Source organism: Collinsella sp. TM09-10AT, from assembly GCF_003436275.1.
Classification (GTDB): Bacteria; Actinomycetota; Coriobacteriia; order Coriobacteriales; family Coriobacteriaceae; genus Collinsella.
Genome location: NZ_QSOP01000002.1, coordinates 49,900 through 69,686 on the forward strand (window position 1 = coordinate 49,900; position 19,787 = coordinate 69,686).

The following is a 19,787-nucleotide window of genomic DNA, read 5'->3' on the forward strand; positions in this document are numbered from 1 at the left end:
TTATGCCTCCTCGAGCTCGAGTTGGTTATCGGCGATGTCTTGGGCGGTTGCGCGGTAGAGCTCGTCGATAAAGGCGACCTTAAAGCTTGCCGGGGCATCGGCGACGGCGGCGGCACGCGTGCCGGCGACGTTGTAGACGGCGGTACCGCAGACGGCTGCCGTAAACGGATCGGCAGCGCAGGCGTACACGGCCAGCACGCCGCCCTGCGAGCAACCGCAGCCGGTAATCTTGGACATGAGCGGGCTGCCGCCGTGGGATTTGGCCACGGTCGTGCCGTCGGTAATCAGGTCGACTTCGCCCGAGACCACAACGGCGCCGCCGGTGTAGCGAGCGAGCGCCACGGCGGCATCGCGGGCGGCGTCGACCGTGTCGGTGGTATCGACACCACGTACGCGGCTCAGATCGGCCGACTCGCCCTCAAGACCCCACAGGCCGGAGAGTGCGATGATCTCGGAGGCGTTGCCGCGTACGATGGCGGGCTTGTACTGCTTGAGCTCGTTTACCAGCTGGGTGCGCAGGCTACCGATGCCCAGACCCACCGGATCGAGCACCCAGGGCTTGCCGGCGTCGTGTGCCGCCTTGGCCGCGCGGGGAATCGTCTGCTCGTAGATGGGGAAGAGCGTGCCCATGTTGAGATAGATGGCGGCGCCGCCGGCAACGAGCGCCTCGCCCTCGTCGGGCAGATAGACCATGGCGGCCGAACCGCCCACGGCGAGCTGCGCGTTGGCGACAAAGTCGATCGTCACCGTGTTGGTGATGGAGCCGGCCATCGGATTGGTGGCTCGAATCTCCTCTACGGCCTTGACCATATGTTGCTTAAGCTGTTCCGAATCAATCACCGCACATGCCTCCTTGGCATAGAAAAGGGGCGCTGTGCATAGACAGCGCCCCTGTAAAGGCGGCATGCTCCCTACGCCAGCATTAACTGACAGGTTCAAAGGATTGGGCCCTATGCCCTCTCAGCCTTGTGGTTTGCACCGCCGGCACTCCCGCATCGAATCTGTTGTTCCCTATACTAGCGCACCTGCCAATATGGGACAGGTTTATTTTGGCAGGTGGCAACAGGGGCGCTGCATTTTCCCAGATAAAACCTGCCAAGATAAACCTGTCCCTTATTGGCAGGTCGTTACAATAGACGGGATAAAGAATGACCGAGGGGACCTTATGATCAAACTTGTTCTGACCGATATGGACGATACGCTGATTCCTGCTGGACACGATGGCGCCAGCGACTGCGCCATCGAGGGCATTCATGCCATGCAGGCGGCGGGCCTGCATTTTGGCCCGGTTTCGGGTCGCCAGCCGTCCGCGATGAGCTGGATGTTCCGCAATCGCTCCGAGTGCTTCTCGACCGGTGCGTTTTGCAACGGCCAGGTGATGTTTGTCGATGGCGAGGCGGTTGCCTCGCGCGCAACTGATAACGATGCCCTTATGCGCCTGGCCGACTACCTGGAGCAAGAGACCGACGATACCTATTTGAAGGTCTACCGTCTGGGTGATGACTTTTGGGACAACGACGCCTATTGCGTGACAAGCGATCCCGAGCGTGTGCGTCGCGCCATGGAGTCAGGCGGCAACGCGTGGCTCAAGGGCGAAGAGGCTCCCTGTCGCCCTGTCGTTGACGATGCCCCGGTATACAAGGCGAATATCTGGAGTGCCCGTTCGCGCGAGGAGCTCGCCGAGCTGCGCGAGCGTGTTGCCGCCGAGGTGCCGGAGCTCTCGCTCGTGTTTCCCAACAACCGCGTGCGCCTGTTCGACGTTCTTCCGACCGGCTGGGACAAGGGCTGTGCTGCGCTGGAGCTGGCGCGCGCTTTGGGCCTGACGCCCGACGAGGTGGCCGTATTCGGCGATTCCGATAACGATTTGCCCATGATCGATGCCGTTCCCAATTCCGTTGCAGTCGCCAATGCCAACGAGGCCGTCACGGCTGCCGCGCGCTGGCATATCGGCGCTGCGGCAGATGATGCGGTTGCCGGGGCTCTGCATCAGATTGCCGCCTGCGCCGCGACGGGGGAGATGCCGTCGTTTATGCGTCAGATGGACGCGACGGGTTTCGACGTCACGAACGTCTAGGGAGAAAGCCATGAAGCTCCAGCAGCTCAGATATGTCGTCAAAGTTGCCGAATGCGGCAGCATCACCGAGGCCTCGCGCCGGCTCTTTGTGTCGCAGCCTTCGATTACCGCGTCAATTCGCGATCTCGAAAACGAGATGGGTGTACACATCTTTGAGCGCACCAACAAGGGCGTCATTGTGTCCGAGGAAGGCGAGACCTTCTTGGGCTACGCGCGCCAGGTGCTCGACCAGGCCGACCTGCTCGAGGGCAAGTACAAAGGCACGTCCGAGCAGGTGCCGCACTTTAGTGTGAGCTGCCAGCATTATTCCTTTGCCGTTAATGCATTTGTCGATGTGATCCGCGAGTTCGATGCCGCGCGCTACGACTTTACCCTGCGCGAGGAGCAGACCCACGAGATTATCGAGGACGTCGCGCATATGAAAAGCGAGCTCGGCATCCTGTATCTGTCGGAGCACAATCGCGAGGTCATCGAGCGCATGCTGGCGGCCAACGAGCTCGTATTCGAAGGACTCTTCTGCGCTACGCCGCATGTCTTTGTGTGCTCCGACCATCCGCTGGCGGGTCGCTCGAGTGTGACGCTCGAGGACTTGGAAGACTACCCGTTCCTGTCCTATGAGCAGGGCAGCTACAACTCGTTTTACTATTCCGAGGAGCTGACCTCGACCTTTGAGCGCCGCAAGAATATCCGCGTGCGCGACCGTGCGACGCTGTTCAACCTAGCTATGGGCCTTAACGGTTACACGGTGTGTTCGGGCGTGATCAGCCATGAACTTAACGGCCCCGGCATTATCTCCATTCCGCTCGATGTAGACGAGTACATGGAGATCGGCATCATCACGCGCAAGAACACGACACTTACGCGCTACGGGCAGGCCTATATCGAAGCGATTCGTCAGCACATCTAGACTGCTGCGTTCTGCACGGGTCAAATCTCTTTATGGCAGTCCCAACTAATATAGGAAGCATCTATATCAAACTGATATAAACGCATATTTTACGATGTCCATATGAGCGCTCATACTCTGTCCCAGTAAAGCAACCAATGCAAAGGGAGATATCTATGAGCACTTCGATTCAACCGAACGCGCCGTTTCGTGCCGATATCGTCGGCAGTTTTCTTCGTCCGCAGGCTGTAAAGGACGCCCGTGCCGCCTATGTCGCGGGTAAACTCGACGCTTCCGGCCTTAAGGCCGTCGAGGACGAGGCCATCCGCGACTTAGTGGCCAAGCAGAAGGCTGCCGGCCTGCAGGTGATTACCGATGGCGAGTTCCGCCGCAGCTACTGGCACCTCGATTTTATGTGGGGCCTCAACGGCATTGAGCGCCGCGCCTCGCGCACGGGCTACATGTTCCACGATGAGGAGACTACCGCCGACACCGCCGTGGTAACCGGTCCCATTAGCGGTGAGAATCATCCGTTCGTCGAGCACTTCAAATTTATCAAGTCGCTCGAGGGAGAGGGCCAGGTCGCGCGCCAGACCATTCCGGCGCCGATCCAGACGTTCTCCGAAGTCACACTCGACCGCTGCGATGGCCAGCAGGAGAGTCTGCACGCCGTCTACAAGACCGACGAAGAACTCGTCGATGCCATTGCCGCAGCATACCGCACCGTGATTGCTGACCTGTATGCCGCGGGCTGCCGCAACATCCAGTTTGATGACTGCACCTGGGGCATCTACTGCGATACCGACTTTGTGTCCAAGACTGGCATGAGCCCGGTTGACCTGCAAAGGGTGAGCGAGCTGGGCGTGGCGCTCAACAACGCCGCCATCGAGGACAAGCCCGACGACCTCGTCATTAACACGCACGTGTGCCGCGGCAACTACCACTCTACCTATGCTTTCGAGGGCGGCTATGACCCCATCGCGCCGTACCTGTTTGCACATGAGGATGTCGACGCATTCTACCTGGAGTTCGATACGCCGCGCGCCGGCGGTTTTGAGCCGCTCAAGTACGTTGCTCCCGGCAAGAAGGTCGTGCTGGGCTTGGTGACCACCAAGGCGGCAGAGCTCGAGAACGAGGATGTTATCGTCGAGCGCATCCGCGAAGCCGCAAAGTACGTGCCGCTCGAGAACCTGTATCTGTCTCCCCAGTGCGGCTTTGCCAGCTGCGAGATTGGCAACAAGCTGACCGAGGACGAGCAGTGGGCAAAGATCGCCCTGGTCAAACGCATCGCCGAGCGCATCTGGAAGTAGTGCTGCCGTTCGCAGGGGGCGTCGTGGTCGGAGCGGCATGCATCGCGTACAATGGTTCGGATCGTATCGTTCGGGCAGGTAATCCGATATGCCCGAGCGCCCTTCCATTATGAAAGGACATCCATGTCCCAATCCTCGACGCCCGCCGTCGCCGATGCCATCTACGATGCGTCGTCGCTCGGTCGCCCGCGCATGTTCCTACTCGGTCTGCAGCATCTATTCGCGATGTTCGGTGCCACGGTGCTCGTACCCGTGCTCACCGGTCTCTCGGTGTCGGCGACCCTTTTGTTTGCCGGCCTGGGCACGCTGCTCTTCCACTTCCTATCGCGCGGCAAGGTGCCAGCGTTTTTGGGATCTTCGTTTGCCTTTATCGCGGGCTATGCCGCCATCGCGCCCAACGGCGAGGCCGAGCTTTTGCCCTACGCCTGCCTAGGTGTAGCCTGTGCCGGCCTGCTCTATCCGGTGCTGGCGGCCCTGTTTCGCGCGTTTGGTGCCAAGCGCGTTATGCGCTTCTTCCCGCCGGTAGTGACTGGCCCCATCGTCATTTCCATCGGCCTGATCTTGGCAAGCTCTGCCATCGCCAACTGCCAGACCAATTGGCTTGTTGCCGTTGTCGCTGTGGCGGTGATCGTCATCTGCAACATCTGGGGCCGTGGCATGGTCAAGATCGTGCCGATTCTGCTGGGCGTTGTGGTGAGCTATGCCGTTGCGACTGCGCTCGGCGAGGTTGATTTCTCGGGCGTCGCAGCCGCTCCCTGGGTTGGCTTGCCCGTCGTGTGGGATAACACCGTGTTTGCGCTCTTTGGCCCGCAGTTCGATAGCGGTCTTGCCACGACGGCCATCATCACCATTATGCCGCTGGCCTTTGCGACCATGATCGAGCATATCGGTGACATCTCGGCTATCGGCTCCACTTGCGAGCGTAACTACATCGCCGATCCTGGCCTGCATCGCACGCTGCTTGGCGACGGCCTGGCGACCATTCTCGCATCGCTCTTTGGCGCTCCGGCTAACACCACCTATGGCGAGAACACCGGTGTGCTTGCCCTAACGCGTGTGTTTGACCCGCGCGTGATTCGCATTGCCGCATGTTGTGCCATTGCGCTCTCGTTCTGCCCCAAGTTCGCGGCTGTCATTGCGGCCATGCCGGCGTGTGTAATCGGCGGCGTGTCGCTCGTGCTCTATGGCATGATCAGCGCCGTGGGCGTCCGCAACCTCATCGAGAACCAGGTCGATTTCCAAAACAACCGCAACGTGCTGGTGGCCGCCCTGGTGCTCGTGCTTTCGCTCGGCATTGCGTACAGCACCGCCGGCGCCATCGTGCTTGAGCTGGGCGGCGTGACGATTTCGCTTTCCGGCCTTGCCGTGGGCTCGCTGGTGGGCATCGTGCTCAACGCCATCCTGCCGGGTAACGACTTTGAGTTTGACGTCTCCGAGCTTGAGGAGGCTGCTGAGTAACAACTGCGTCCAGCTAAAACAAGATATGGTGCCCATGCGTATATGCGCGTGGGCACCATTTTTAATGCGTCAGTATCCAGTGGATGCCGCGGGCCATGCGCAAGTCGGTCTGGGAAAAGTGATTGCCGGGGTTGAGCTCCAGCGTCGTGGGAATACCACGTTCGCCGAGCAGCTTTTCCATTGCGCGCGTATCGTCGAGTACGTGCCGCATCATGCGGTTGGGAGTCTTGGTCTCCTTTTTACCGAGCGACAGATAGACGGCGTCGGGCGTAGCTGTCATCGTGCGCTCGCGCGCGTAGTCGATAAAGCCGGGGAACCACAGCGACCCCGATGCACTTGCCGCGCGCTCAAAGACATCTGTTTGCCAAAGTGCCCACAGTGCAAAAAGACCCGCCAAGGAGTAGCCGGCAACGCCGCGCCAGGCGGGCGGTTGCGGGAGCGATGATTCGGCCTCTGGGATTATCTGCTTCAACAACTCGTCAAGAAAACCAGCAGCCTGTCCGCCAAAGGGCTCGGCATCTCGTATAGTTCCGTCGCATTCCCAGGGGCTCAGCTCGTGATTCCAATCGAGCCCTCCAATGGCGACAAGGGTGAACGGCGGGCAGTCGAGCTCTCGGCAGCGTTCATAAACCTCCGTGCCGTCGCCCATGACCACGGGAAGATAGATGACTGGTGCGCTTTCGGCATGCTGTGCATGAACGGTTATCTGCTTTTGATGCGCTTCCATGACGGGCTTCTCTCAGTGTTGTGATATCGGCAGCCCCAATTGTCGCACGCCAGCGTATGCCGGTTGGGCTAGACCAAAGACAATCTCGTGCATCCCCTGCGGACGCATATGGAAAACGCCACCGCCGGAGGGGAGCTCGGCGGTGGCGTTGTTAAACGGTGCTGGGGCTCGGGGCCTTCGCGGGAGCTGCCATGTGCGCAGAGGCGTCTAAGAGCGCTTACGGCTCGCCATGGTGCCTGCGGCGATAGCGGCTGTTCCCGCAAGGACGGTTGCCACGATGGCCGCACCCGAGGTGTCGCCGGTTGCCGCGAGCACGCCGGTAGTCTTGGCTTTCGTGGTTGAAGCCGCAACGGCCTTGGTCGGCTTTGAGCCCTCAGGCTTGGGGTTCTGCTTGGTCTCGTCGGGCTTGGGGTCTTCCGGCTTGGCTACCTCGGGAGGTGCGATGGTCGTGCTTTTGGCGACTGCTTTGATATAGAGGGAGTCGACCGTGGCGTCGCCCGTGCCGATGGCTTGGCCTGCTTCGTAGATGCCGTCACGGAGCTTGCGATAGTCAATGACCTTGCCGCCTTCGGGCGTCTGGATGGCGGCGTTCTCAATCTTGATGGTGCCGATTGTCTTGCCGTCAGCGCTCATGGCACGGGCAAAGATTGCCGCTGTATCTCCTTCGACCGTTACCTTGCTGCGGATGATCGAGATGACTGCGGGTGTGACGCCCTCGCTGGTCTGGGCGATGATGCCGATGTTCTCGCCTTGGGGTTCGCGCCTCGTCTCGCCATCTTGGTTTTCGCTGTAGGGGATGGGGCCGTCGCCGTTCTCGACATAGCGGGCTATGGCCTTGACAACGGAGTCGCTGATGTAGATGTGGCCACCCTTCTCGTTGGGTCGATCGTTTCTGGTGGAGAATGCAGCCGAAACCTCGCCTTCCGCAAACGCGTCCACGGTGGAGCCGTTCTTGACGACGATGTCGTCCTGGTAGGTGAAGAGGGCGATGGCGCCACCGTATCTGCCTTTACTTGCACGGACCGTCACGTTTGCATGATCGAGGGTGATGCCCTTGTGGGCATAGACGCCATATTCAACACCGTTTACGTTGAGGGAGGCGTTTGTGGCTGCGAGGCTGCCCTTGGCCTCGATGGCAGCGTCTTTCTCGGAGCTTGCCTTGACCTGGCTGCCGTCCGAGATGTTGATATTGCCGCCGCTCCAAAGGGCCTCACCATCGGCTGAGCTTGCCTCGACTGCCCCGCCACCCTTTATGGTGAGGTTCTTGTCGGTTCCAATACCCTTGTCCTTGGTAGCCCTGGCGGTGACGGCTCCGCTGTCGTCAATCGTGATATTGCCGTTTGCCCTGATGCCATCCGATGCGCCCGTGGCGTTGACGGATCCGGCTCCGTCGATGTTGATATTACCCGTGGAGAGGATAGCGTCCTCAGTAGATGTCACGCTGAGCGCGCTGCCCGCGTCGCCTTGGATATTGAGCTCGGCGTTCTCATTCTTGCCATGAGAAGCCTTGATGCCTTCGATCCAGTCGGCAGTGACGATGTTGTTTCCCGAGTAATTCACGTTGAGCTTGCCTGCGGCCTGGATCTCGCCGCCGTTATAGTTGTTGAGCTTCAAGTCGTCGGCGCCGTCCCACGACCAGGTGCCGGTCTCGTCGCCCGCCGCAGTGCCGGCGTTGTATTTGGTTTCGCCGACCTTGACCCATTCCGCCGCGAGCGAGACGCTCGGCATGAGCAGCGAGCTCACCGTGAGCGCGCACACGGCGCCTACGACGATGCGGCGCGTCACGCGGCGCCAGCTGCCGTGCGCGAGTCCTATGCGACGGCGAACGTCGGGTTCGGCAACATGGGTTCCGGCGGTAGTGTCATTGCGTTTGGGGGTCGTGAACAAGGCTGCCATGGTTGCTCCCGTTCTCATAGGGCCTATACGGCTAGGTTCAGCGTATCTGCTGGATGTTGCCGGCGGTAGTGCCGTTTGGAGGGCAAAATGGCCAAAATGGGGGAGAAATAGGCCGCACGCCGGCGCAGGGACTGACGCTAAAAGAAAAGCGCGGGGCCGCATGGCGACTCCGCGCTTTATTGTTCAGCTTTTGCAGCCTTGCCCTTACGCTACGAAGAAGTAGACGGGGAAGGCAAGGGCTGCGATCCACCCGTCCTGTGCGAAAAAGTGTTTACGAACGTTTGCGACTCGCCAGGGCGCCTGCGGCGATGGCGGCTGTTCCCGCAAGGGCGGCTGCCACGATGGCTGTGTTCGAGGTGTCGCCGGTTGCCGCGAGCTTGCCGACGGTCTTGGCTCCCTTGGCTGCAACTGCAACGGTCTTGGTTGTCTTCGTGCCCTCGGACTTGGAACCCTCGGGCTTGGTCTTGCCGTGCTTTTCCTCGGGCTTGGTCTCCTCGGGAGGCACGATGACCGTGCTCTTGGCGACAGCGGCGTCATAGGGGGAGTCAATCGTGGCATCGCCCGTGCCAATGGTCTGCCCCGCCTCGTAGACGATGCCGTCGCTGAGCTCTTCCTTGTTGCGATAGTCAATGACTTTGCCGCCTGCAGGCGTCTGGATGATGGCGTCCTTGATTTCGATGGTGCCGATCGCCTTGCCGTCCGCGCTCATGGCAAGGGCGAAGATAGCCGCCGTGTCTCCCTCGGCCGTGACCTTGCTGCGGACGATCGAGATGGTCGCGGGCGTGATGCCCTTCTCGGTCTGCGCGAAGATGCCGATGTTCAGGCCCTCGGACTCAGGGATGATTTCGTCGTTTTGGTCTCCACTGTAGTGGTCGGGGCCGTCGCCGCCGGTCTCGGCATAGCGGGCTATGGCCTTGACAACGGAGTCGCTGATGTAGATATGGCCACCCGCTTCGTCGGAGTAGAAATTACTGGTGGAGATTGCAACCGAGAACCTGCCTTCTGCGAGCGCATCCACAGTCGAGCCGTTCTTGATGACGATGTCGTCCTCATCGGTGAAGAGTGCGCTGGCTTCCCCGCCATCTGAGCTTGCGCGGACCGTCACGGTCGCGCCATCGAGCGTGATGCCCTTGTAGACATAGATGCCATACCCAACGCCACTTGCGTTGAGGGAAGCGTTCGTGACCGTGAGGCTGTTTTTACCGTCGATGGCGGCGTCTTCCTCGGAGCTTGCCTTGACCTGGCTGCCACCCGAGATCTCGATGTTGCCGTCGGCCCAAATCGCATTGTCTTTGATAGAGCTTGCCTCTACCTTGCCGCCGCCCTTTATGATGAGGTTCTCGTTAGCATCGATACCCTGATCCTCGGTGGCCTTGGCGGTGACGGTTCCGCTGTTGTCGATCGTGATGTTGCCGTCGGCCCTGATGCCATCCGAATCGCCCGTGGCGTTAACGTTTCCCGAGCCCTTGATGGTGACATCGCCCCCGGCATCGATGGCATCGTGCTCGGTGCTCGTGGCGTTGACAGTGCCAGCGCCGTCGATGTTGATGTTGCCGACGGAAGTGATGGCGTCACGAGAAGATGTCACGTTGAGCGTGCTGGACGCGTCGCCCTGAATATTAAGCTCGGCGTTCTCGTTCGCGCCATCCTTAACCTTGATGCCGCGGCCGTTGTCGTTAGTGACGGTGTTGTTGCCCTCGTAGCTCACGTTGAGCTTGCCCGCTGCCTCGATCGCGCCGCCGTTATAGCCGTTGAGCTTCATGTCGTTGGCGCCGTCCCAGCTCCAGGTGCCGGCGGCGTCGCCCGCCGCGGTGCCGGCGTTGTATTGGGTGCCGCCGACGTCCACCCACTCGGCCGCGAGCGAGACGCTCGGCATGAGCAGCGAACTTACCGTGAGCGCGCATACGGCGCCTACAACGATGCGGCGTGTCACGCGGCGCCAGCTGCCGTGTGCGAGCAGCGTGCGACGGCGCACGTCGGGCTCGACAAAATGGGCTCCAGAGGTTTTGTCATTGCGCTTGGGGGTCGTGAACAAGGCGGCCATGGTTACTCCCATCCTCATAGGGCCTATGCGATTACGCCCAGCATATCTGCAGGATGTAGCCGGCGGTAGTGCCGTTTGGAGAGCAAAACGTCCAAAACTTGCGAAGCAATACATCGCGCGTCCGTGTGGCGCCTGGCTTTAAAAGCAAAGCGCGGAGCCGCTCGATGCGCCCCCGCGCTTTGCTGTTTGGTATTGCAAATCTTGCGCCTACGCTACAAAGAAGTAGACGAGGAAGGCAAGTGCTGCGATCCACATGAGCGGCTTGATCTTGAAGGCCTCGCCCTTAAAGAGCGCGACGATCACGTAGGCGATAAAGCCCAGGCCAATGCCGGCAGAGATGGAGTAAGTGAAGGGCACGCCGGCGACAATCATGAACGCCGGGAAACCTTGCGACACGTCGGACCAGTCGATCTCGGAGGCCTCGCTCATCATGAGGTAGCCGACGTAGACCAGAGCACCGCAGGTGGCGGCGCTGGAAACGATGGTGACGATGGGGGAGAAGAACGCGGCGAGGATGAACAGCACGCCGGTGGTGACGGAGGTGAGACCCGTGCGGCCACCGTCGGCAGCGCCGGACGTGGACTCGACGAAAGTGGTGATGGAGGAGACGCCCATAAAGCCACCGGCAGCAGCGGCCACGGAGTCGACGACCAGGATGGGACGGATGTCCTCGACATTGCCGTCCTCGGTCAGGAACTCGCCCTGCTTGGCGACGGCCATCGCGGTGCCCATGGTGTCGAAGAAGTCACTCATGAGCAGCGAGAAGGCCACGACGAGCAGCATCGGGTCGGTCAGAACCTTCACGATGGCCATGTTGCCATCGGCGGTGCTGGCAAACGGGGCGCCAAAGGTCGAGAAGTCGAGCGGTGCGATGAGGCCCTCGGGCGCATGAGTGACGCCCAGCGGGATACCGGCGATAACGGCGACGATGATGCCGATGAGCAGCGAGCCCGGCACGTTGCGGGAAGCCAGGGCGACCGTCACGACGATGGAGATGATGCCGACAATAAAGGTGGGGGAGGTGATGTCGCCCAGGCCGACAAGCGTACCGGCGCCAGCGGTGATGATGCCGGCGTCGCACAGGCCGATCATGGCGATAAACAGGCCCAGACCCACCGAGATGGCGTGGCGCAGGACCACGGGGATGGCGTCCATGATGGCCTCGCGCAGGCCGCACAGGACGAGCAGCAAGATGACGATGCCCTCGAGGAAGATAACGCTCATGGCCACGTGCCAGTCGCCGCCGCACATGGTGGTGGCGATGCCCGCGATCATGGCGTTGATGCCCAGGCCCGACGCGCAGGCGAGCGGGCGGTTTGCGAAGATGCCCATGCAGATGGTCATGATGCCGGCGCCCAGGCAGGTGGCGCAGGCGAGCGCTCCCGCATCGATGCCAGCGCCCGAGAGTACCGCGGGGTTGACGGCGATGATGTAGGCCATCGCCAGGAATGTTGTCAGTCCAGCGCGAAGTTCGGTCCCGATTGTGGACTTGCGCTCACTGACGTGAAATAGTTCGTCCATGCATACCCTTTCCTTGTTCGGCCCCGAGTTTAGGCCGATTGACACGAACTCACCCACTATATCGCCTTTGTGAAGTTGGTGTTCCTCACATGTTGATGTTCGGCGGTTTGTAACGGACGGGCGGTATCTTTCGCATGAAATTGTGTAGGTACCGTATACTTAAGCGGTTACAACGACCCCTATGGAGGAACGTATGATTAAAGAGCTCTGCCGCGACGAGGCTATCCTGTCTCAGCGTTGCGAGGTTGCGACTGTCGAGGACGAATCGGTCGCTCAGGATCTGATTGATACCATCAAGTCGCTCGATGATGCCGGCTGCTTGGCCGCCAATCAGATTGGCGTTACCAAGAAGGTCTGCGTCTACCTGGACGATGCCGGCGAGCCCCACGTGCTCTACAACCCCCGTCTGGTGTTTGGCCTGGGCGCCAGCAAGATGGAGGAGAGCTGCCTGACGCACGAGGAGGTCACCAAGTCCACACGCTACATCAAGTGCAAGGTTGCCTTTGACCAGATCGTCGACGGCAAGATGAAGGAGTGCCGCCGCGACTACGCGGGCTTTGAGGCGCAGATGGTCCAGCATATGATCGACCACTGTCTTGGAAAGTTGGTCTAAGGGGACCAAAGCACCGCACTTCGTCTCTTTTGGTCCGGGCGTGACATTGTTGTCATGTCTGGGCTTTTGTGTTTAGCGCCTTTTTGTTTGGTGACAATAACCTTAGCAGGACCGTAAAGCTAGGAGGCGCTATGTGCACGAGCATTCGATTTACCGATAATTCTGGCCACATGTATCTGGGCCGCAACCTCGACTGGAGCTTTGACTACGGCCAACAGGTTCGCGTGATGCCGCGCGGGTTCCACATTCCGTATTCGTTTATCGACGATGCGTCGGCGGCACACGCGGTAATCGGCATGTGCATCGATTACAAGAACTATCCCATGTTTTTCGACTGTGGTAACGATGCGGGTCTGGCTGTGGCGGGGCTCAACTTTCCCGGCTATGCCGAGTATGCCGAGGGCCCTGTCGACGGCAAGAACAATATCGCGGCCTATGAGTTTCCCCTGTGGGTGGCAGCGACGTTCTCGACGGTCGATGAGGTCGAGGCCGCGCTGCGCGACACGGTGATTGTCGCCAAATCTGCCGGAGAGGGGCTGGGCGTGTCGCTGCTCCATTGGATTATCGGCGACAGCCAGCGCAGCATCGTGGTCGAGATGATGGCTGACGGCCTGCATGTATACGACGATCCGGTCGACACCCTTGCCAACCAGCCGACCTTCCCGTGGCACATGGAAAACCTGCGCACCTATATCACCGCCACAAGCGATTTTCCGCAGACGGCGACATGGCGTGGCGCCGAGCTTAAGCCCTATGGAGCCGGTGCCGGCATGCGCGGCATTCCGGGCGATTGCTATTCGCCGAGCCGTTTTGTAAAGGCGGCGTACCTCAATGCCAATTACCCGCAAAAGGAGAGCGAGACCGAAAACGTCGTTCGCATGTTCCGCTCGCTCGAGGGCGTGGTGATGATTGAGGGGGCGTCCAGGATGGGCGATGGCAAGTTCGAGAAGACTATCTATACCGGATGCTTTAGCGCGCGCACGGGCAATTATTACTACGCGATGTATGGGGATCCGTCGATTCGTTACGTGAGCCTGATGGATGCCGAGGGCGCGAGCCCCGATAGGCTCGTGGTTCCCGAGCCGCGTCGTTCGTAGCTCACTGGTCCGTTGCGACATAAAACGGCCTCGCACCTCTTATGAGATGCGAGGCCGTTGTCGTCAATGGCTGGTGGCGTGTTAGAAGTTGGCGTCGTTGAACTGGGTGCTCTCGAGTCCGTCGAGTTGCTGTTCGGGCGTATCGGCGACGCTCTCGAGCAGCTCGGTGGGATCGACGTTCATGCTCTTGCCGGCCTCGTTGCCGTTGACCAAGTCGTCCGAGAAGATGTCGACCTCCATTTTCTCGGCCTCTTCGATCTGAACCTCGAGCGGCACCTGGGTGCGCACAAGTTTGACGGCCGGGCGCATGCGGGCAAAGAGCGGTACGTACTCAATGATGATGGCCGAGTTCTCGAGACCGTACCAGCGTGCCGGGCTTCCGCAGGCGCGGCGGACGGCGTACTTGATGGCCATCACGCGGTGGTCATTGCGGTTGATGTCCGTTTCGGGGGCAAGCATCTTGCGCAGCATGCAAAAGCGGAAGTCACCTACGTTGCCGCGCGTCTCGTAGATGGAGTAGGTGTGATGTTGCGGCGGCAGCTCGCCCGATGCCATCAAGTCGCCGACGATCTGACGCAGATAGGCGTTGACGCGCTGGTTGACCTTAAAGCCCAGGTCCAGGCGCACGCGGAACAAAAAGTCCGTGCCAAAGGTCTCGACGGAATACTCGTGCGTATAGGGTTCGTCGGTAACGTGCACGTTGATGAACCAGTATGCCTTGGCGCGCTTGGGATGTTTGTCCAGGATGGAATAGAGCACGTCGCGGTCGAGCGTGAGCGGATCGGGGCTGTTGGTGAGGAACACCAGATTGTCGGCGAGCACGGGGTAGGTCTCGTCGTTGCGCAGGCGGTTGAGCTGGTCAATGTACTTGGAGACGGGCAGCAGGATCGTCTGCGTGCGCTCGATGGCGGTGCCGCGGCGCCACACGTACATAAGGCCAAACAGCAGCGAGGCCAAGAAGATCATTACGTAGCCGCCGTCAAAGAACATGGTGAGGCACGAGGCGAAGAAGCACAGCTCAATGGCACCGAAGAGCAGGGCGAAGACGCAGGCGCCCAGCTTGTGCTTGAGGATGCCGACGATATAGCTCGTCAAAAGCGTGGTGGTCATAAGCATGGTCACGGTAATGGCGAGGCCGTAGGCACTCTCCATGCGCTCGGAGTTTTGGAACAGCAGCACGATGAAGATGCAGCCGACCCACATGATGTTATTGACAAGTGGAATATAGAGCTGGCCCTTGGTGTCGCTGGGGTAGTGGATGCGCAGGTGCGGCATAAGGTTGAGGCGCGTTGCCTCGGATACCAGCGAGAACGAGCCGGTGATGAGCGCCTGTGAGGCGATGATGGCCGCCACGGCCGAAAGCACGATGGCAAAGGGGCGCAGGGGCTCGGGGAGCATCATATAGAACGGGTTGACGATATCCATCGCGAGCATCTGGGGGTTGGAGTTATTGGCGAGTAGCCAAGCTCCCTGACCCAGATAGTTGAGGATAAGGGCCGCCTTAACAAATGGCCAGGATGCATAGATGTTTGCCTTGCCCACGTGGCCCATGTCCGAGTAGAGTGCCTCGGCACCGGTTGTCGACAGGAAGACAAAGCCGAGCACCATAATGCCCGAATGGTTGATGGGCGAGAACAGGAACATAATGCCGCGGATGGGGTTGAGCGCGCGCAAGATGGACAGGTTGCCGAGCATGTTGAACAGACCGGCGCCTGCCAGGAACAGGAACCACAGCGTCATGAGCGGGCCGAACAGCTTGCCGATTGACGAGGTGCCGGCGCGCTGCATGGCAAATAGGCCGCAGATAATGATGATGGTGATGATGATGACGTTGGTCTGCCCGTCGCCCAGCAGCGCATGGCCCCATTCGATGGTGCGCAGACCCTCGATGGCTGTGGTGACCGTGACGGCGGGGGTGAGGATGCCGTCGGCAAGCAGTGCCGCACCGCCGATCATGGCGGGCAGAATCAGCCATGGTGCCACCTTGCGTACGAGGCTGAACAGGGCGAAGATGCCGCCTTCGTTGTGGTTGTCGGCCTTCATGGCGATTACCACGTACTTGACCGTGGTCACGAGCGTCATGGTCCAGATGACGAGCGAAAGCGCGCCCAGGATCATGTCCTCGCTGACGGTACCGATGCCGCCGTTGTTGGCGACGATTGATTTCATGGTGTACATGGGGCTCGTGCCGATGTCGCCATAGACGACGCCGAGCGTTACGAGCAGCATGCCAGCGGAGAGGGGGATGGCTCCGTGCCCGCCTTGCCCGCGCTGGTCTTGGAGGTTTGCCTCCAGTTTGTTGTGTGCCACGAGGACTCCCTTAGACATCCGGTTATCTGTCTAGGACAAAAAACTTTATGCCGTCTTTATACATACAAGAGCAGTTTGGCACATCGGGTTATTTTAGACAATAATCCTCAGCTGGGGATTATTTATCTACGCAGGTAGCATTTCAAAGCAGGGGCTTTTAAGCACGTGCTATCTGGGCGATGCCAGCCTTGGCGTTTGCGCGTTTGCCGGCGAGTTCGCAAAAAATCGCGCCGCCGATGATAAGCGCGGCGCCCATCAGGCGGACCGGTGTTATGGCTTCACCCAAAAGGGCGGCTGAGAACACGACCGCCGAAAGCGGCTCGAGGTAGCCGACGACGGCGACGGTCTGAACGGGCAGCTTGGCGACGGCGCTAAAGTAGAGCAGGCAACCAATGCCGGTGTTGACGACGCCGAGCATAGCGACGGCGCGCCAATCAATGCTGGCGGCGACGCCGGCGGACAGGAACGAGGGAGCGCCCTGCGTGATGAGCGTGAGGGCCAGTGCGGTCACAAAGGCGGCGCTCACTTGGAGTGCGGAGTTCTCGAGGCCCTCGATGTGAGGCGCACCCTTGCTGGCGATGACCATCAATGCATAGCAGAAGGCCGAGGCGATTCCACAGACGATGCCCGCAATGGGCATATTGCCGCCTAGACCTTGCGCTGCAATGAGAAAAGCACCGCAGGCGACGGCGATAAAGCCGGCGATTTTGCTGCCGGTCAGCTTTTCGCCAAAAATGAGCGGGGAGAGGGCCATAACGATGATGGGGCCGCAGTAGTACAGCAGCGAGGATACGCCGACGCCGATCGTCTGGTAGGCGCGGAACAGAAAAATCCAGCTGGCGCCCAGCGCGGCGCCCGAGACGATGAGCGCTGCGGCCTCGCGGGGGCGAGACGGAGCCTGCAGGTTATGGCGCTTGGTTATGAAGAGGACGGCGGCAAGGGTGAGAGCGCCCAAAAACGTGCGCAACAGTACGATATCGGAGCTCGGCAGCGCGATGGCAGCGGCGATGATGCCGTTGGAGCCAAACAACAGCAATGCTGCTAAGTACGTAAACAATCCGTTGTTCATGTGCTGACATCCCCTCTATATCCGAGCATGTTCACTATGGGTGAACTGGCTTTAGAAGAAAAGCGAATATAATGCATGGATAACATGACAAAAACTCATGTAAAGGTGGAGGGGTGCCGTGGAAACGAATATTCAAAAGATGCAGGTGCTGCTCGAGACGGTGCGGGCCGGCAGTTTTACGCGCGCCGCCGAGCGGCTGAGCTATTCGCAGTCGGGCGTGAGCCGCATGGTGGGCGACCTTGAGACCGATTGGGGTTTTAAGGTGCTCGACCGCAGCCGCGAGGGTGTGGTGCTTTCTGCCGATGGGCGGCAGATCATGCCGGCGGTTGAGGCGCTCTGCGAGGAGTTTGGCCGCCTGCAGCGACACGTGGACGAGATGCGTGGGCTCATGCGCGGCAAGATCAGCATTGGTACGTTTTCGAGTGTGGCGACCCATGTACTGCCGCCGGTGATTGCGCGCTTTCGCGCCGATCATCCGGATGTCGATTACGAGCTGCTGATGGGTGATTACTCCGAGATTGAGCAATGGGTGGCGGAAGGCCGCTGCGACCTGGGCTTTATTCCGCGCGAGCCACGTGGCGCCGGCATGGCGTCGCGACCGTTGGTGCAAGACGAGTTGATGGCCGTGGTGCCAGCGGACTCCTCGCTTGCCACGGCGGAGGTCGTTTCTCTTGCCGATTTAGCCAACGAGCAGTTTATTCTGCTGGAACGGGGTACCGATGATGAGATTACGCCGCTATTCCGTCGGGCGGGGCTGTCAGTGCGCTCAAAACTGTCGACTTGGGATGACTATGCGATTATGGCTATGGTCGAGGATGGCTTGGGCGTGAGCATTCTTCCCGCGCTCATCTTGCGTCGCTGCCAGTTTGATGTTGCTGTGCGTCCGCTCGAAGGGCATCCCCATCGGCAGATCAACGCCATATATCGAACGGCCGATGTTTCGCTTGCCGCCGCTCGTTTCCTCGAATACCTCTAAATGCGTGCACGTCGTTATCGCCTTGGGATAAATTTCGAAGTCTTGCTCATTTTATTTTTAAAATTGAACTTTTCGAAATAGCACGGCGTTATACTGCTGCCTAAATTGAACTCAGGTTCAATTCGTGTTGTATAAATTGAACTTTGCCAGCAAGGAGGTTCTAGTGGCCCAAGAGACGTTTAGCGATCGTCTGCGACAGGCTATGTCCGATCGCGACGTTCGCCAGTCGGACGTGATCCGCGCATCGGAGATGCTCGGCAAAAAACTCGGCAAGAGCCAGATGAGCCAATATGTGAGCGGCAAGACGATTCCGCGGCGCGATGTGGCAGAGCTGCTCGCCCGTATTTTGGAGGTCGATGTTACCTGGCTGCTCGCCGGTGACGCCGACCAAGGCGAGGAATCATCTCCCCGCAACGATTCCAGGCCCGAATCCCATCCCTCAGCTCAAATTGCAAGGAGCACCACCATGCGTACTTTTTCTAAATCCGCCAAGCTCGATAACGTCCTGTATGACGTGCGCGGTCCCGTCGTCGACGAGGCCGCCCGTATGGAGGACGAGGGCGAGCGCATCCTCAAGCTCAATATCGGCAACCCGGCGCCCTTCGGTTTCCGCACGCCCGATGAGGTCATCAAGGACATGCGCCAGCAGCTGCCCGACTGCGAAGGCTATTCCAACTCGCGTGGCCTGTTCTCCGCGCGCAAGGCGATCATGCAGTATTCGCAGATCAAGGGCTTGCCCAACGTTCAGATGGAGCATATCTACACGGGCAACGGCGTGTCCGAGCTCATTCAGCTTTCGATGAACGCGCTGCTCGACAATGGCGACGAGATTCTGATCCCCAGCCCCGACTATCCGCTCTGGACGGCGTGCGCAACCCTTGCCGGCGGTCATCCCGTGCACTATCTGTGCGATGAGCAGGCGGATTGGTATCCCGACCTGGAGGATATGGAGTCCAAGATCACGAGCGCGACCAAAGCCCTCGTCATCATCAACCCCAACAACCCCACGGGTTCCGTCTATCCACGCGAGGTGCTCGAGGGCATCGTCGAGGTTGCACGCAGGCATCAGCTGATGATCTTTGCTGATGAGATCTACGACCGCCTGTGCATGGACGGCTACGAGCACGTCTCGATTGCCTCGCTCGCTCCCGATCTGCCCTGCGTCACCTTTAGCGGTCTGTCCAAGTCGCACATGATCGCGGGCTATCGTATTGGCTGGATGGTGCTTTCGGGCAACCAGCGCTGCATGAGCGACTTCATCATGGGCATCAACATGCTCTCCAACATGCGTCTGTGCTCCAACGTGCCGGCTCAGTCGATCGTCCAGACGGCGCTCGGCGGCCATCAGTCGGTCAACGACTATATCCGCCCGGGCGGTCGTGTCTACGAGCAGCGCAACTTTGTGTATGAGGCGCTCAACAAGATCGATGGTATCTCGGTGGTCAAGCCGCGCGCGGCGTTCTACATCTTCCCCAAGATGGATGTGAAGAAGTTCAACATCACCGATGACGAGCAGTTTGCCCTCGACCTGCTGCACGAGAAGAAGATCCTGATCACGCGCGGCGGCGGCTTTAACTGGGCTGAGCCCGACCACTTCCGTATCGTGTACCTGCCGCGCATGGAAGTGCTCAAAGAGTCCCTCGAAGACCTCGCCGACTTCTTCGATCATTACCGCCAGTCGTAACGACAAAGGTAGCCTGTACTAAAACGGCCGGCCCGCAACGGATGCGGGCCGGCCGTTTTCTGTCTAAGCCCGTGCTGCTAACGCTTTGTCTCTTTGAGCGAGCAAGGTTCGCGTGTGAGCGG

At 59.9% G+C, this 19,787-nt stretch carries 15 protein-coding genes and 1 riboswitch; of the genes, 8 read left to right on the plus strand and 7 right to left on the minus strand.

The genetic code is table 11. The annotated features are described in order from the left end of the window. Positions 1-840 carry a hydroxyethylthiazole kinase gene (thiM, locus tag DXD77_RS01195; protein ID WP_233502662.1) on the minus strand — a complete coding sequence of 280 codons (840 nt, stop codon included), beginning with the start codon at positions 838-840 and terminating at the stop codon, positions 1-3. Positions 841-891: 51 nt separating this feature from the next. Next, positions 892-1,002: riboswitch (TPP riboswitch) on the minus strand. Between the two features lie 163 nt (positions 1,003-1,165). On the opposite strand from thiM, the gene DXD77_RS01200 reads away from it, so the two are divergent. From DXD77_RS01200 to DXD77_RS01215, 4 genes are all read left to right on the plus strand, one after another. Continuing rightward, positions 1,166-2,074 carry an HAD-IIB family hydrolase gene (locus tag DXD77_RS01200; protein ID WP_158549063.1) on the plus strand — a complete coding sequence of 303 codons (909 nt, stop codon included), beginning with the start codon at positions 1,166-1,168 and terminating at the stop codon, positions 2,072-2,074. Positions 2,075-2,084: 10 nt separating this feature from the next. Further along, positions 2,085-2,981, plus strand: a complete 897-nt coding sequence (locus DXD77_RS01205; protein ID WP_117563541.1) for a LysR family transcriptional regulator — start codon at positions 2,085-2,087, stop codon at positions 2,979-2,981. Positions 2,982-3,136: 155 nt separating this feature from the next. Further along, on the plus strand, positions 3,137-4,270 hold the full coding sequence (locus DXD77_RS01210; RefSeq protein ID WP_233506682.1) for a 5-methyltetrahydropteroyltriglutamate--homocysteine S-methyltransferase: 1,134 nt from the start codon (positions 3,137-3,139) through the stop codon (positions 4,268-4,270). 123 nt (positions 4,271-4,393) lie between these two features. Continuing rightward, complete coding sequence (locus tag DXD77_RS01215; RefSeq protein ID WP_117647422.1) at positions 4,394-5,728, plus strand: uracil-xanthine permease family protein; 1,335 nt, start codon at positions 4,394-4,396, stop codon at positions 5,726-5,728. Positions 5,729-5,789: 61 nt separating this feature from the next. On the opposite strand, the gene DXD77_RS01220 is transcribed toward DXD77_RS01215, so the two are convergent. The 4 genes from DXD77_RS01220 to DXD77_RS01235 all read right to left on the minus strand — a co-directional run bounded on the left by DXD77_RS01220 (position 5,790) and on the right by DXD77_RS01235 (position 11,916). Then, positions 5,790-6,455, minus strand: coding sequence for an alpha/beta hydrolase (locus DXD77_RS01220; RefSeq protein ID WP_117647423.1), 666 nt, complete (start codon positions 6,453-6,455; stop codon positions 5,790-5,792). 207 nt (positions 6,456-6,662) lie between these two features. Further along, positions 6,663-8,351: a hypothetical protein gene (locus DXD77_RS01225; RefSeq protein ID WP_117647425.1), complete on the minus strand. Its 1,689-nt coding sequence runs from the start codon at positions 8,349-8,351 to the stop codon at positions 6,663-6,665. Between the two features lie 271 nt (positions 8,352-8,622). Further along, on the minus strand, positions 8,623-10,395 hold the full coding sequence (locus tag DXD77_RS01230) for a carbohydrate-binding domain-containing protein (protein ID WP_158549065.1): 1,773 nt from the start codon (positions 10,393-10,395) through the stop codon (positions 8,623-8,625). Positions 10,396-10,602: 207 nt separating this feature from the next. After that, positions 10,603-11,916, minus strand: a complete 1,314-nt coding sequence (locus DXD77_RS01235; RefSeq protein WP_117647427.1) for an NCS2 family permease — start codon at positions 11,914-11,916, stop codon at positions 10,603-10,605. 193 nt (positions 11,917-12,109) lie between these two features. Between DXD77_RS01235 and DXD77_RS01240 the strand changes: the two genes are divergently transcribed. Both DXD77_RS01240 and bsh read left to right on the plus strand, forming a co-directional pair. Beyond that, complete coding sequence (locus DXD77_RS01240) at positions 12,110-12,529, plus strand: peptide deformylase (protein ID WP_117647429.1); 420 nt, start codon at positions 12,110-12,112, stop codon at positions 12,527-12,529. A 131-nt stretch (positions 12,530-12,660) separates the two neighbouring features. Further along, complete coding sequence (bsh, locus tag DXD77_RS01245) at positions 12,661-13,626, plus strand: choloylglycine hydrolase (protein ID WP_117629622.1); 966 nt, start codon at positions 12,661-12,663, stop codon at positions 13,624-13,626. Between the two features lie 81 nt (positions 13,627-13,707). On the opposite strand, the gene DXD77_RS01250 is transcribed toward bsh, so the two are convergent. Beyond that, on the minus strand, positions 13,708-15,954 hold the full coding sequence (locus DXD77_RS01250) for a KUP/HAK/KT family potassium transporter (RefSeq protein WP_117647431.1): 2,247 nt from the start codon (positions 15,952-15,954) through the stop codon (positions 13,708-13,710). Positions 15,955-16,093: 139 nt separating this feature from the next. Beyond that, entirely contained in the window at positions 16,094-17,005 is a 912-nt protein-coding gene (locus DXD77_RS01255) for a DMT family transporter (protein ID WP_117647433.1), read from the minus strand. Between the two features lie 118 nt (positions 17,006-17,123). Between DXD77_RS01255 and DXD77_RS01260 the strand changes: the two genes are divergently transcribed. Together DXD77_RS01260 and DXD77_RS01265 are read left to right on the plus strand one after the other, a co-directional pair. Next, complete coding sequence (locus DXD77_RS01260; RefSeq protein WP_117647435.1) at positions 17,124-17,981, plus strand: LysR family transcriptional regulator; 858 nt, start codon at positions 17,124-17,126, stop codon at positions 17,979-17,981. A 202-nt stretch (positions 17,982-18,183) separates the two neighbouring features. Continuing rightward, entirely contained in the window at positions 18,184-19,665 is a 1,482-nt protein-coding gene (locus DXD77_RS01265) for an aminotransferase class I/II-fold pyridoxal phosphate-dependent enzyme (RefSeq protein ID WP_117647513.1), read from the plus strand. Positions 19,666-19,787 lie beyond the last annotated feature (122 nt).

Bases quoted from the DNA above. Each gene is read 5' to 3' on its own strand.
- DXD77_RS01230 (WP_158549065.1), bottom strand. From the start codon at position 10,395: ATGGCCGCCTTGTTCACGACCCCCAAGCGCAATGACAAAACCTCTGGA.
- DXD77_RS01215 (WP_117647422.1), top strand. From the start codon at position 4,394: ATGTCCCAATCCTCGACGCCCGCCGTCGCCGATGCCATCTACGATGCG.
- DXD77_RS01220 (WP_117647423.1), bottom strand. From the start codon at position 6,455: ATGGAAGCGCATCAAAAGCAGATAACCGTTCATGCACAGCATGCCGAA.
- DXD77_RS01235 (WP_117647427.1), bottom strand. From the start codon at position 11,916: ATGGACGAACTATTTCACGTCAGTGAGCGCAAGTCCACAATCGGGACC.
- DXD77_RS01225 (WP_117647425.1), bottom strand. From the start codon at position 8,351: ATGGCAGCCTTGTTCACGACCCCCAAACGCAATGACACTACCGCCGGA.
- DXD77_RS01250 (WP_117647431.1), bottom strand. From the start codon at position 15,954: ATGTCTAAGGGAGTCCTCGTGGCACACAACAAACTGGAGGCAAACCTC.
- DXD77_RS01265 (WP_117647513.1), top strand. From the start codon at position 18,184: ATGTCCGATCGCGACGTTCGCCAGTCGGACGTGATCCGCGCATCGGAG.
- DXD77_RS01240 (WP_117647429.1), top strand. From the start codon at position 12,110: ATGATTAAAGAGCTCTGCCGCGACGAGGCTATCCTGTCTCAGCGTTGC.
- DXD77_RS01200 (WP_158549063.1), top strand. From the start codon at position 1,166: ATGATCAAACTTGTTCTGACCGATATGGACGATACGCTGATTCCTGCT.
- DXD77_RS01255 (WP_117647433.1), bottom strand. From the start codon at position 17,005: ATGAACAACGGATTGTTTACGTACTTAGCAGCATTGCTGTTGTTTGGC.
- bsh (WP_117629622.1), top strand. From the start codon at position 12,661: ATGTGCACGAGCATTCGATTTACCGATAATTCTGGCCACATGTATCTG.
- DXD77_RS01210 (WP_233506682.1), top strand. From the start codon at position 3,137: ATGAGCACTTCGATTCAACCGAACGCGCCGTTTCGTGCCGATATCGTC.
- DXD77_RS01205 (WP_117563541.1), top strand. From the start codon at position 2,085: ATGAAGCTCCAGCAGCTCAGATATGTCGTCAAAGTTGCCGAATGCGGC.